We start from the raw sequence: 12,512 nt of genomic DNA on the forward strand, positions 1-12,512 counted from the left end.
TTATTTGCGACATTTTACCTTCTTAACAAGGCTTTCAGAGCCTCTACAAGCTCCACTTTCATTTTACTGCCAAAGCCTTGCAAACTCGTTGTTCGGTCTATGCAGCATTACTGAAAAGGCCGAACAGCATTATTGTCCAGCCCCTGCAAGAAGTTGAGTTGATAAGTCTTTGAGTTTATAACCAATCAACTCATCCGACAAACAAAATATCTTTTGTCCGAAGCACAATCCTATTCACACCTGAATACCTTTAGACTCTCAGATAATAAGAATATAAAAGACAGATCTGAAAGACTTCCTTATATTCATACACGATAAATATAGAGTACGCTCAGACCTGCCTTTTATCTATTATACAAAAAAATATCGACGTAACAGCGACCAATAAGTCGCGATAACTATCGCCTTAAATCTAACAAAATTTGCACAATGCGCTCGGCACTACGGCCATCCCAGCGTTCAGGGATACCGGCTTTCTTCCACTGTCCATTCACCATCCCACTGACAGAGTTGCCTAATAACTCGGCATCTTCGCCCACCAACACATTCGTACCCACCTTGACAGTCTCGATATGTTCGGTATAACTATTGAGCGTGATACATGGTATTTGGCGGAAAGTAGCCTCTTCGGCCACGTTACCGGAATCGGTAATCACCCCTTTGGCGTGCTCCATGAGGTATCCGAACTCCAAATATGTCAACGGATTGATAATCTTAAACCCTTCAGCGTCGGCCGGCAAACAAGCCTCGACTACTTCGGCTGCAGCTCCACGTAACGGTGCAATAATGGGTAATGACTGTGCAGACTCTATTAAACGGGCCAACATAATTTTCAAATTGTCCTCATTAGCCATCAAAGCCTTGCGATTGAGCGTGAACATCAAGTATTCCCCATCTTTCAAATCATCTGAAACAGCAGGACGTTGCTCCTTTCCGTGGTTCAAACGTAGCGTATCCATCAAGATATTCCCAACCATATAAACTTGCGCATTGTCCGTACCGCCACGCGTAGCCATACTGCTACTACCTATCCCGGCAGTGAAAAGAAGATCGCTCAAGCCATCAATGACAAGCCGATTGATTTCTTTCGGCATATTGATATCAAACGAGCGAGTGCCCGCAACCAAATGAGCCAGACACACACCACGCTTCTTGGTGACAATAGCTGCTGCCATCGTGGAGGCCAAATCGTCTACAACGATGACAACATCTGTTGGAGTAGCATCCAAATACTTCTCGAATGCCGACATCACCTGACCGGTAAGTTCGTTCAGATTCTCACAGTCTACACCCAAATACATATCGGGACGTGCTATCTCTAAGTCATCAAACAGCGACGGCTCAAGCGTAGGGTCATCCTCGCTACCAGTATAAATTAATTTGAAATTAATATCCTTACCTTCTTTCGCTGCCCGCTGAATGGCATGGACAATAGGGGCTACCTTCATAAAATTGGGACGTGCACCGGCTACAATACAAATATTCATATCATAAAGTTGTTAAAACGATTCTTATATCATATTTATTCTTGATTGGCAAAGGTAACGATTTAATAGGGAATACAGCAGGAACAAAGGGAGAAGATTCACAGCCATATGTAAATAACCCTACCAACCATGCCCCAATATACACATTATTGAGTAACTTTGTAGACAATCATCGAAAACTAAGAATATAGAGACATGAAGAAAGCACTTATCAACATCGACTACACCAACGACTTTGTGGCTACCGACGGAAAACTCACTTGTGGCGAACCGGGACAGCAGATAGAAGCTGCCATCGTAGATATTACCAAGCAGTTTCACGATGAAGGCGAATTCGTTGTATTCGCTATCGACTTACACAAAACCAATGATGAGTTCCATCCGGAGAGCAAACTCTTCCCGCCCCATAACCTTGAAGGCACTGAGGGACGACAACTCTATGGGCAACTGGGCGACTATTACAAAACCATCAAGGCTGATAAAAACGTCTACTATCTCGACAAAACACGTTATTCGGCCTTTGCTCACACCGATTTAGCCCTACAACTGCGTGTGCGTGGCATTGAAGAGGTGCATCTAGTAGGTGTCTGTACCGACATCTGCGTGCTTCATACGGCTATGGATGCTTACAACCTTGGCTTTAAAATTGTTGTACATCAGGCTGCCGTAGCTAGTTTCAATCCACAAGGACATGCTTGGGCGCTCGGTCATTTCGAACACTCGCTCGGTGCAGAAGTGATTTAACGATACGTATATACACTAAAAAGCCGGAGCCAATATCCATTGTCTTCACCTGTAGAAGATGATAGACGGATATTGATTCCGGCTTTTGTTATGATTTAATGATAGCTTAGACTTATTCGCCTTTGAATAGTTCTTTGATGCCTCCTATGCTTCCCATCACGTTGGTTGCTTCATAAGGCAGGTATACAGTCTTTGCCTTATCGCCCGAAGCCAGTTCTTGCATCATGGCAATATACTTCTGAGCGAGCAGATAGTTGGCCGGATTGGTGCTCTTGCCCACGGCTTCCGTAATCTTCTCAATAGCCACCGCTTCGGCCTCAGCCTTACGGATTCGAGCCTGTGCTTCACCTTCGGCGCGAAGGATAGCCTGCTGTTTGTCGGCCTCAGCTCGGTTGATGGTAGCTGCTTTCTCACCCTCAGACTGCAATATCTGCGACTGCTTATCACCCTCGCTTGTAAGAATCATGGCACGCTTATTACGCTCTGCCTGCATCTGTTTCTCCATGGCTTGAAGTACACTTTCGGGCGGAATGATGTCTTGAAGTTCCACACGGTTCACCTTGATACCCCACTTATTGGTGGCATCATCGAGCACTGCACGCAACTTGGTGTTGATGGTGTCGCGACTGGTAAGCGTTTGGTCGAGTTCCAACTCACCAATGATGTTACGCAAAGTGGTCTGCGTAAGCTTCTCAATGGCATTGGGCAGATTGTTGATTTCATACACAGCCTTGAATGGATCAACGATTTGGAAATACAACAGAGCATTGATTTGCATCTGAATATTATCCTTGGTAATCACATTCTGCTTGGCAAAATCGTACACTTGCTCACGTAAATCAATGGTATTCGAATATCGATACATGCCACGCGTCATTGTTACGATAGTCTTCGATTGGTCTATGATTGGAATAATCACGTTGATTCCGGGTTTAAGCGTAGCATAGTAGCGTCCCAGACGTTCTATTATCATCGTCTCGCTCTGCGAAACTATGACCACAGCCATCTTGACAAAGATAAGCGCCAAGACGACAATAGCAATCAATACGATAGAGGTTAATGTCATAATTTGATAGATATTTAGTTTAAAATAAAAATTAGTCTACAGGTTCCACGGTTAGGATGATGCTGTCAAGCGACACCACTTTCACCCTACTTCCGACAGCAATGTCTTCAGATACAGTCGGTGCCACGGCTTTCCAATCATCACCATCAATCTTCACACGACCGGAAGCGTTGGCCACAATAGTTTCACTCACACGCCCCACACGTCCTATCAAAGCATCAGCATTACTCAATCGCTCGTCGCCACCTGCATGAATATAAGCTACCAAACGAGGTCTGATGAGCCAAATACTCATAACCGAAGCAACAGCCCAAATAGAAACTTGTGCCCAGAAAGGCACATCAAACAGGCTGACACCGCATGCTACGAATGCTCCTATGGCAAAGCAAGTGACGAAGAAGTCGCCCGAAGTAAGTTCAAGGATTAAACATACGAAGACAATAATTGTCCAAAAGAGCCAATAATGTTGTGTAAAGTATTCTATCATAGCTTATTTTGTGAATATAGGTTCGCGCCTGTAAAGATAAAGAAAAGATTTTTGACTACAAAAAAAATGGAGCTATAATCTCATGACTATAACTCCATTTATATATTTAATAGCTCCTGCTACAACATTCTAACGTCTCTTACTCTTGACGGTTGTCTTTCTTGAAGAAGTCTTTTTCGAAGATTTTGAGGTTGTAGAAGATCCGGATGTTGTTGCCTTGACAGCTGCTCCCGATGCTTGATAATACTTCAAAGCTTCAGGCATCTGCTGCTGTAAAGCTGCGATACGTTTGGCATCAGAGGGGTGATCGCTAAACATGTCGTTGTTATTACCATTACCTTGTGCCATGCGTTTCCAAAAAGGAATAGCTACTTCGGGATTATATCCAGCCATGGCAGCAAATATCAAGCCCATATGATCAGCCTCGGTCTCGTTGTCGCGAGAATACTTCAAGTTACGGAACGAGAAATATTGGCCGGCAACAGCAGAAGCAATACCCGACACATCGCCCAATCCGATAGCCGATAGTACGCTACCACCAATCTGTGTACCATACTGCTGACGCATCTTCTTAGACATTTGTTCGGCACTATGTTTGGCTACGGCGTGAGCTATCTCATGCCCTAGAACAATAGCCAAGCCTGCTTCGGTTTGTGTGTACGGGAGGAGTCCCTCGTAAACCACAATCTTACCACCGGGCATACAGAATGCATTGGCCACTTTATCTTGTACCAAATTAAACTCCCAAGCGAAATTCTGAATTTCTGAAGCCATACCATTGTTACGCAAATAAGTCTCTACGGCATTGGCCAAACGTTGTCCTACTCGCTTCACCATGGCAACATTGACAGCATCGGTAGACGTCTTAGCCGTTTTCATAAACTTGGTATACTCCTGTTTACTCAAACTTAAAACCTCGGCATCCGATACCATTAAGGAATGTTTACGCCCGGTAATTGGCACTGTTGATGTAGTTCCACAAGAAGCCATCAACATAGATGCCACTAAAGAGAGCAATAATAACTTGCAACTTTTCATCTTCTCTAATTTTTGAAATATCTATAAATACATGGCAAAGGTAAATAATTTCGCAATGATGAGGTCGTGAAGATGGTGGAAAATGCAGTTTTTTAACATTCACTTGAATATACTTGGAAATCGAAGAGAATTATCATATCTTTGTAGAACGCTGAACTGTAAGAAAACAAAAAAGGTATATTCCCTTTTTTAATGTGGGAATATACCTTATTATATAATACGTATATGTCTACTTATTCAGTAGCACGGAAACTCTCAAGACTGTCTGCATCGAAGTTATTGATGTAAGTCGCATGACCACAAACCTCTTCCTCAGCATGACGAACATATACGTTAGCACTCTTGGTAAAGAGTTCTGGAGCACGATTAGCATCGTCAATGATAAGCAATGACATGATGATATCAGCCGTCATATCGTACAAACGACGAGCTAAGAAGTCTTGTACCTCTTGATTATCGGCTGCTTTCACCCCCTCTAAAGCTTCCTCATAGAGAGCCACGAGTTTAGCTGTACGAGCTTGTAAAGGCTTGAAAGCATCAGAAACCTCTGTCTCTAACATCTCTTTCATGATGCCAAGATAAGTTCCATTGGTGATATAACGGATGGCAGCAACCACTTGTAGCTGCGTGGTACCTTCGTAGATAGAGAAGATACGAGCATCGCGGAACAAGCGTTGGCTCTTGTATTCCATGATAAAACCAGAACCACCATGGATACTGATAGCATCGTAAGCATTCTGATTGGAATATTCTGAGTTCATACCCTTAGCCAAAGGAGTAAACGCATCGGCCAAACGTGTGTACTTTTTCTGTTCCTGTCGCTCTTCTGGAGTGAGTTTACGATCGCGTGAAATATCGTCAAGAGCCTTGTAAATATCCACATAACGAGCCGTCTGATAAAGCAATGAACGACCGGCATCCAGCTTCGCCTTCATACGTGAAAGCATGTCATAGACAGCCGGAAATTCGATGATCTTCTTGCCAAACTGGGTACGATCTTTAGCATAAGCAAGTCCTTCGTTGTAAGCTTCCTGCTCTACGCCGACGCTCTGTGCTGCAATTCCAAGGCGAGCACCATTCATCAAGGCCATCACATACTTGATAAGTCCGAGACGAGTACTACCACATAGCTCTGCCTTAGCATTCTTATAAGTAAGCTCACAAGTAGGAGAACCGTGGATACCGAGTTTATGTTCGATGTGACGAACGTCTACTCCACCATCGCGTTTATCGTAAATAAACATAGAAAGTCCACGTCCGTCGTGTGTTCCTTCTTCCGAACGAGCCAATACCAAGTGGATATCTGAATCGCCATTGGTAATGAAACGCTTCACACCATTGAGCCTCCAACAGTTTTCTTTCTCGTCGAATGTAGCCTTCAACATTACACGTTGCAAGTCGGAACCGGCATCCGGTTCGGTCAAATCCATTGACATCGTCTCGCCGGCACAGATACGTGGGATGTATTTTTGGCATTGTTCTTCTGTTCCAAACTCATAAAGCGTGTCGATACAAGACTGTAAACTCCATATATTTTGGAATCCTGCATCAGCGGCAGAGATGATTTCAGAGAGCATAGAGAACACTACATTGGGCAGATTGAGTCCACCAAAGCGACGTGGCATGGATATTCCCCACAGTCCGGCCTTACGTGTTGCGTCCAAATTCTCGTATGTTTTGCTTGCATAAATCATGCGTCCATTCTCCAAGTGTGGCCCTTCAATATCCACATCTTCCGAGTTTGGCTCAATGATATTAGCCGCTACATCACCTGTAATATCCAAGATACGCTTGTAATTTTCAATCGCATCCTCATAATTTACGGGTGCATCTTCAAACTGTTCCTTCTCTACGAAGTTACGTTCCTTTAGTTCTACGATGCGTTTCATCAGAGGATGATTCAAGTGGAATCCTATCTCTGGATGGTCTGTATAATAGTTTGCCATGTTATTATCGTTTATGGTAGGTAACTGAAGTTATCTGAAGTTAAGCGCTACGCGCCGGAGTTAACAGACAATAGCTTATCTATGATTGAGCATCTTGCTCTTTTTGTAAAGCATGGTTTTCCACAATTCCCTTTACATAAGCATTGAGAAACTAACTTGTCTTTTCTATTTGGGTGTTCAATTCCAAATATTTATCCTCATTAATATATCCCAAATCGTGCGAAAGAATGATATAATAACGACACTCTTCCAAACTTCCTTGAGCTATATTCATAAACTTGAGCTTATCAGCTTTGGATAGTTTACGATAGTCTTCCGATATATTTGCTGCAATAGATACTGCTGCACGCTGGAATTGAGAGGTAAGTCCAAACTTCTCTTCATTTGGAAACATCTTTGTAACTCCATACACACGCAATACAAAATCGTGTGCTTCTCTCCAAGCAATAATATCGGTAAAACTATTCGCCATAAGACATTGGTCTGTTAACTTCCGTCGGTCAAAAGACCGACTAAATCCTAATAACTTCCGTTATCTCCTATTCTTTTATTATTTGCTATTCTGTTTATAATACTTAATGAGTTTCGGAACAACCTCTTCTACCGTACCATTGATGATATAATCGGCGATTTTGTTAATCGGAGCATCCGGATCATTATTAATAGAGATGATGATTCCGGCATCTTGCATACCTGCAATGTGCTGAATCTGACCTGAGATACCACAAGCAATATATACCTTTGGATGAACGGTAACGCCTGTTTGACCAATCTGACGGTCGTGGTCTACCCAACCGGCATCCACAGCTGCACGACTGGCACCAACTTCTCCATGAAGTTCTTTAGCCAACTGGAAAAGCTGTTCAAAGCCCTCTTTGCTGCCAACACCATAACCACCGGCTACTACAATAGCACTACCTTTCAAATTGTTTTGCGCTGCTTCCACATGGCGATCAATGACTTTTACCACGTAATCGGTCTCTGGTACATATTTAGCTACATCAGGATATACGACTTCGCCTTTTGCTTGTCCCTCATATATAGCCTTCTGCATTACACCAGAACGAACCGTTGCCATCTGAGGACGGTGGTCTGGATTCACGATAGTAGCCACGATGTTACCGCCAAAAGCCGGACGAATCTGATAAAGCATGTTCTCATAGTGCTTACCGGTCTTCTTATCATCGTAGTCACCAATCTCTAATTGTGTACAATCGGCGGTCAAGCCAGAGGTCAATGAAGAAGATACGCGGGGACCAAGGTCACGTCCTATCACCGTAGCACCCATCAAAGCGATTTGGGGTTGCTCCTCTTTAAACAGATTTACGAGTATATCTGTATGGGGAGCAGAGGTGTAAGGAAATAGTCTTTCTGCGTCGAATACAAACAATTTATCCACACCATAGGGCAGTATCTGATCTTCAACCTTGCCTTTGATGTCTGTTCCGGCAACAATAGCATGCAGGTCTACGCCCAGCTGATTAGCCAGTTTACGGCCCTTGGTCAGCAATTCTTGAGATACTTCAGCTACTTCTGTGCCTTCAATCTCACAATATACAAATACGTTATTCATAATGATCAAGTCTTTGAGCCTATGAGTTTATGAGTCTATGCCGTCCTACAAAGGTCGACAACTCAAAAACTCAATCACTTATCCTATAATCTTTTCGTTCAACAATTCCTTTATCAAACCTTCCACATCAGCATCGCTACCCGTCAGAGTCTGGCTTTCTTTTGCTTGGAACACAATATTCTGAACCGACTTTACCTTTGTAGGAGAGCCGCTCAAACCGCATTGTGAAACATCACCATCAACATCGGCTACCGACCATTGATTCAATGTCAGATAAGGACGTTCGGCATACAGCGCTGTCCAAGGTTCATTGCCTTTACGCTCCATAGGACATGTAGCATACTTATACTTCATGACCAATTTCGCATTACATGGGCGACAAGGAGCAGCACTTCCATTGACTGTCACGACAACTGGCAACGGAGCCTCCACTGTTTCCACACCTCCATCAATATGACGACGAATTGTTGCCTTACCATTCTCTACCTTTTGGATTTCTTCAGCATATGTCACCTGATTCAAACCCAACTTCTGAGCCACCTGAGGACCTACCTGTGCCGTATCACCATCAATGGCCTGACGACCACCAACTACGATATCTACACCACCAATCTTCTTGATAGCGGTAGCCAAAGCATAACTTGTGGCCAACGTATCAGCACCGGCGAATAGTCTATCGGTTAACAACCAACCCGTATCGGCACCACGATAAAGTCCTTGGCGGATAATCTCGCCTGCGCGAGGAGGACCCATTGTCAGTACACCTACAGTAGACCCCGGATACTGGTCCTTCAAACGAAGAGCCTGTTCCAGCGCATTTAGATCTTCAGGATTGAAGATTGCGGGCAAAGCAGCACGATTAACTGTTCCTTCAGCAGTCATCGCATCTTTGCCAACATTTCTTGTGTCTGGTACTTGTTTGGCAAGTACAACGATTTTCAAAGTCATAAATTTAATATATATATTGTTCGATTTTACGTCAACATGGTCGCAAAAGTACTTAAATTCTCACGTAATTCCAAATAAAAAACATGAAATCGAACGTATAAAACACGAATGTGAATCAATGTAAAAGAGCCTTTCTAGTTAAATAAGTACAATGCCCGAAACTTTATAACACGACTTGATAAAGATATTAATATTTTAGTTAAATTTGTAAGCGATAAGAAGATTTAGCGAACAAACTAATAATATGAAGATAGGTTTATTTATACCTTGTTACGTAGACGCACTGTACCCAGAAGCAGGAGTGGCTACCTATAAGTTGCTTACCCACTTAGGACTAGACGTAACATATCCTGTTAAGCAGACATGCTGTGGGCAACCTATGGCCAACGCAGGATTTGAAAACATGGCCAAACCATTGGCCATGAAGTTTGAAGACATGTTCAAAGCCTTTGACTATGTAGTAGCTCCGTCGGCCTCATGTGCAGCTTTTGTCAAAACATTCTATCCTCGTATCCTTGAAGGAGAGCATGAATGCGTCACCTCTACACGCATCAAAGACATCGTGGAATTTCTCCACGACATCATTCAGGTGAGGTCTTTGCCCAGCAAATTTCCACATGTTGTGAGTGTACACAACAGTTGTCATGGTGTACGAGAATTAGGACTGTCTTCTCCTTCCGAGAGAAACATCCCCCAATATAATAAAATTATAGACTTATTGAACCTTGTAGAAGGTATCACGGTGAAAGAGCCTGAACGCCCGGATGAGTGCTGTGGGTTCGGTGGAATGTTCGCCGTAGAAGAGCCTGCGGTCTCTACTCGCATGGGACGCGACAAGATTGCGCGTCACATAGCTACCGGAGCTGAATATATTACAGGCCCCGATAGCTCGTGCTTGATGCACATGCAAGGCATTGCCAAGCGCGAAAACAAGCCTATCAAATTCATTCATGTAGCAGAAATCTTAGCAGCAGGACTATGAGCACATTTCATTCTAAGAACGCCACATTATTTAATAAAGATGTGGAAAAGACCACATGGCACGACCAAACCTTTTGGTCAGTACGCGCCAAGAGAGACATCATGGCCAAGCAACTGCCCGAATGGGAGACTCTACGCGACCATGCCAGCGCTATCAAGAAGCATACCATCACTCATCTAGCCGACTATTTGGAAATGTTTTCCAAGAATTTGGAGACCCGAGGTGTCATCGTGCATTGGGCCAAAGATGCCGAAGAGTTCAACAAGACGGTACTTGATATTCTCGAAAGTCACAAAGTGAAGAAGATGGTGAAATCGAAATCCATGCTCACCGAAGAGTGCGGAATGAACGATTATCTCATGAGTCGCGGCATAGACGTTGTGGAAACCGACCTTGGAGAGCGCATCATCCAACTGCTCCATCAAGGTCCCAGCCACATCGTGATGCCTGCTATTCACTTAAAACGAGAAGAGGTTGGGCGCATGTTTGAGGAAAAAGGTATCAGCAAAGAGATTGGAAATTACGACCCTACCTACTTGACACGCTGCGCACGCTATCACCTTCGTGAGGAGTTTATGGGAGCAGAAGCCGGCATGACAGGCTGTAACTTCGGTGTGGCAAGCACGGGGGATTGTGTGGTTTGCACCAATGAGGGAAATGCCGACATGACCACTTCGATGCCAAAGTTGCACATCGTGTCAATGGGTATAGAGAAATTGGTACCCGACTACGACTCATTGGCCGTATTCCAGCGCCTGCTCTGTCGTTGCGGAACAGGTCAACCTACCACCACCTACACCTCTCATTTCCGCCAAGCACGTCCGGATGCCGAGATGCACGTGATTCTTGTAGACAACGGTCGTAGCAATATGCTCGCCGATGACGACCACTGGAGAAGCATGAAATGCATTCGTTGTGGTGCTTGTATGAACACTTGTCCGGTCTATCGTCGGTCGGGTGGATATAGCTACACATACTTTATTCCCGGCCCAATCGGCGTAAACTTAGGTATGTTGAAAGATCCACAGAAGTACAGCGACAACGTCAGTGCATGCTCTTTATGCTTGAGTTGCGACAACGTATGCCCCACTCACGTCGATCCGGGAAGCCAAATCTATCTCTGGCGGCAACGGCTTGACAGTTACGGCAAAGCTGATCCGATGAAGAAGACCATGTCTATGGGGATGAAAATGCTATTCAATTCGCCCACCCTCTATACCACAGCTTTGAAGTTTGCACCACTTGCCAACTACGTACCAGAAGCTCTCACACATCTCCAAAGACTCAATCCGTGGGGCATCGGACATGCCAAACCGGAATTTGCCAAGAAGTCTTTCCACGAATTATGGAACGAGGGAAAAGTAAAATAATCCATTGTTGCGACTAAACGAACATAGAAATGAACAAGGAAGAATTATTTGCCAAATTACGCGCCAACACTAAGGAGCAGTTTGACATGCCCGATATGAACATCAACGGCATCCGCTATGAGGACACCGTCAAGCAATTTATTCAAACGACTATCACCTCCGGTGGAAAGATAGTGGAAGCCAAGAAGACCGACAACTTAAACGAAATCGTACGTCAGGCTTACCCCGAAGCGCAAGTATTTGCTAGCAATCTACCGGCCATTACCATTGCTCAAAAGAATCCTGATACCGCGGCTGAAGCCGCAGACCTTAATGGTACCGATGTCGGAATTATTCAAGGAGAGGTTGGGGTGGCTGAGAATGCCTGCGTATGGGTACCTCAAACTATGAAAGAGAAGTCTATCATGTTTATCTCAGAGAATCTGGTTATCCTGCTCGATCGCCAAAACATCGTCGATAACATGCACGATGCTTACAAGCGTATCAAGATGGATGAACGATATAACTTCGGTACTTTCATCAGCGGACCATCTAAAACGGCCGACATCGAACAGTCTCTTGTCATGGGTGCACAAGCAGCTCGCAGCGTAACGGTGGTCATCTTAGACTAAGCATCAATCAGTTGGGCACTGTTCAAGCATCTTGATTGATTTACTGCCAAGACGGTTCAATTTTGCTGCCAAGCTTCTACAGCATCACTGCCTAGCCCCAACAGCAATGTTGCCTCACTCTTGCAGTGAGGCTAGATAAAAAAAGACACGATAAAAGGCGATGGTTTCATCGCCTTTTATCGTATATTATTGCTGTCTGGTAAAACTTAAATAGCCTATAAATCCTTGCGGAATTGCCTTTATACAGGTAATTCCGCATT

At 44.1% G+C, this 12,512-nt stretch carries 12 protein-coding genes; 4 read left to right on the forward strand and 8 right to left on the reverse strand.

Annotation, left to right across the window (positions count from 1 at the left end; all coding sequences use genetic code 11):
* Positions 1–398: 398 nt before the first annotated feature.
* Positions 399–1,487, reverse strand: coding sequence for a UDP-N-acetyl glucosamine 2-epimerase (locus AC1EK4_RS10835; protein WP_062433034.1), 1,089 nt, complete (start codon positions 1,485–1,487; stop codon positions 399–401).
* 195 nt (positions 1,488–1,682) lie between these two features.
* Between AC1EK4_RS10835 and AC1EK4_RS10840 the strand changes: the two genes are divergently transcribed.
* Positions 1,683–2,231 (forward strand): cysteine hydrolase family protein, encoded by a 549-nt coding sequence (locus tag AC1EK4_RS10840; protein ID WP_036900868.1) that lies wholly within the window; start codon positions 1,683–1,685, stop codon positions 2,229–2,231.
* A gap of 112 nt (positions 2,232–2,343) precedes the next feature.
* Here AC1EK4_RS10840 and AC1EK4_RS10845 read toward each other — a convergent pair whose 3' ends face one another.
* From AC1EK4_RS10845 to AC1EK4_RS10875, 7 genes are all read right to left on the reverse strand, one after another.
* Positions 2,344–3,297, reverse strand: coding sequence for an SPFH domain-containing protein (locus AC1EK4_RS10845; RefSeq protein WP_036900871.1), 954 nt, complete (start codon positions 3,295–3,297; stop codon positions 2,344–2,346).
* Positions 3,298–3,328: 31 nt separating this feature from the next.
* A complete protein-coding gene (locus AC1EK4_RS10850) occupies positions 3,329–3,784 on the reverse strand; it encodes an NfeD family protein (protein WP_062433036.1) in 456 nt (151 codons plus the stop codon).
* Positions 3,785–3,913: 129 nt separating this feature from the next.
* Positions 3,914–4,822, reverse strand: a complete 909-nt coding sequence (locus AC1EK4_RS10855; RefSeq protein ID WP_062433038.1) for a M48 family metallopeptidase — start codon at positions 4,820–4,822, stop codon at positions 3,914–3,916.
* Between the two features lie 233 nt (positions 4,823–5,055).
* A complete protein-coding gene (locus tag AC1EK4_RS10860; protein ID WP_062433039.1) occupies positions 5,056–6,768 on the reverse strand; it encodes an acyl-CoA dehydrogenase family protein in 1,713 nt (570 codons plus the stop codon).
* 151 nt (positions 6,769–6,919) lie between these two features.
* Entirely contained in the window at positions 6,920–7,240 is a 321-nt protein-coding gene (locus tag AC1EK4_RS10865; RefSeq protein ID WP_062433041.1) for a four helix bundle protein, read from the reverse strand.
* A gap of 78 nt (positions 7,241–7,318) precedes the next feature.
* On the reverse strand, positions 7,319–8,341 hold the full coding sequence (locus AC1EK4_RS10870) for an electron transfer flavoprotein subunit alpha/FixB family protein (protein ID WP_036900789.1): 1,023 nt from the start codon (positions 8,339–8,341) through the stop codon (positions 7,319–7,321).
* Between the two features lie 78 nt (positions 8,342–8,419).
* A complete protein-coding gene (locus tag AC1EK4_RS10875) occupies positions 8,420–9,289 on the reverse strand; it encodes an electron transfer flavoprotein subunit beta/FixA family protein (protein ID WP_036900792.1) in 870 nt (289 codons plus the stop codon).
* A gap of 244 nt (positions 9,290–9,533) precedes the next feature.
* Between AC1EK4_RS10875 and AC1EK4_RS10880 the strand changes: the two genes are divergently transcribed.
* The 3 genes from AC1EK4_RS10880 to AC1EK4_RS10890 are packed head-to-tail and all read left to right on the forward strand — an operon-like array spanning position 9,534 to position 12,252.
* Positions 9,534–10,271 (forward strand): (Fe-S)-binding protein, encoded by a 738-nt coding sequence (locus AC1EK4_RS10880; RefSeq protein ID WP_036900795.1) that lies wholly within the window; start codon positions 9,534–9,536, stop codon positions 10,269–10,271.
* Positions 10,268–11,641 carry a lactate utilization protein B gene (locus tag AC1EK4_RS10885; RefSeq protein WP_062433044.1) on the forward strand — a complete coding sequence of 458 codons (1,374 nt, stop codon included), beginning with the start codon at positions 10,268–10,270 and terminating at the stop codon, positions 11,639–11,641. Before AC1EK4_RS10880 ends, AC1EK4_RS10885 begins: the two co-directional genes overlap by 4 nt.
* A gap of 29 nt (positions 11,642–11,670) precedes the next feature.
* The gene (locus tag AC1EK4_RS10890) at positions 11,671–12,252 is read left to right on the forward strand and encodes a LutC/YkgG family protein (RefSeq protein ID WP_480358236.1); all 582 of its coding nucleotides are present in this window, start codon (positions 11,671–11,673) and stop codon (positions 12,250–12,252) included.
* The last annotated feature ends 260 nt before the right edge of the window (positions 12,253–12,512 follow it).

It is taken from the genome of Prevotella sp. C0026C3 (assembly GCF_056590795.1).

Excerpts from the sequence above, each read along its gene's own strand:
- AC1EK4_RS10835 (WP_062433034.1), bottom strand. The coding sequence starts at position 1,487 with ATGAATATTTGTATTGTAGCCGGTGCACGTCCCAATTTTATGAAGGTA.
- AC1EK4_RS10840 (WP_036900868.1), top strand. The coding sequence starts at position 1,683 with ATGAAGAAAGCACTTATCAACATCGACTACACCAACGACTTTGTGGCT.
- AC1EK4_RS10845 (WP_036900871.1), bottom strand. The coding sequence starts at position 3,297 with ATGACATTAACCTCTATCGTATTGATTGCTATTGTCGTCTTGGCGCTT.
- AC1EK4_RS10850 (WP_062433036.1), bottom strand. The coding sequence starts at position 3,784 with ATGATAGAATACTTTACACAACATTATTGGCTCTTTTGGACAATTATT.
- AC1EK4_RS10855 (WP_062433038.1), bottom strand. The coding sequence starts at position 4,822 with ATGAAAAGTTGCAAGTTATTATTGCTCTCTTTAGTGGCATCTATGTTG.
- AC1EK4_RS10860 (WP_062433039.1), bottom strand. The coding sequence starts at position 6,768 with ATGGCAAACTATTATACAGACCATCCAGAGATAGGATTCCACTTGAAT.
- AC1EK4_RS10865 (WP_062433041.1), bottom strand. The coding sequence starts at position 7,240 with ATGGCGAATAGTTTTACCGATATTATTGCTTGGAGAGAAGCACACGAT.
- AC1EK4_RS10870 (WP_036900789.1), bottom strand. The coding sequence starts at position 8,341 with ATGAATAACGTATTTGTATATTGTGAGATTGAAGGCACAGAAGTAGCT.
- AC1EK4_RS10875 (WP_036900792.1), bottom strand. The coding sequence starts at position 9,289 with ATGACTTTGAAAATCGTTGTACTTGCCAAACAAGTACCAGACACAAGA.
- AC1EK4_RS10880 (WP_036900795.1), top strand. The coding sequence starts at position 9,534 with ATGAAGATAGGTTTATTTATACCTTGTTACGTAGACGCACTGTACCCA.
- AC1EK4_RS10885 (WP_062433044.1), top strand. The coding sequence starts at position 10,268 with ATGAGCACATTTCATTCTAAGAACGCCACATTATTTAATAAAGATGTG.
- AC1EK4_RS10890 (WP_480358236.1), top strand. The coding sequence starts at position 11,671 with ATGAACAAGGAAGAATTATTTGCCAAATTACGCGCCAACACTAAGGAG.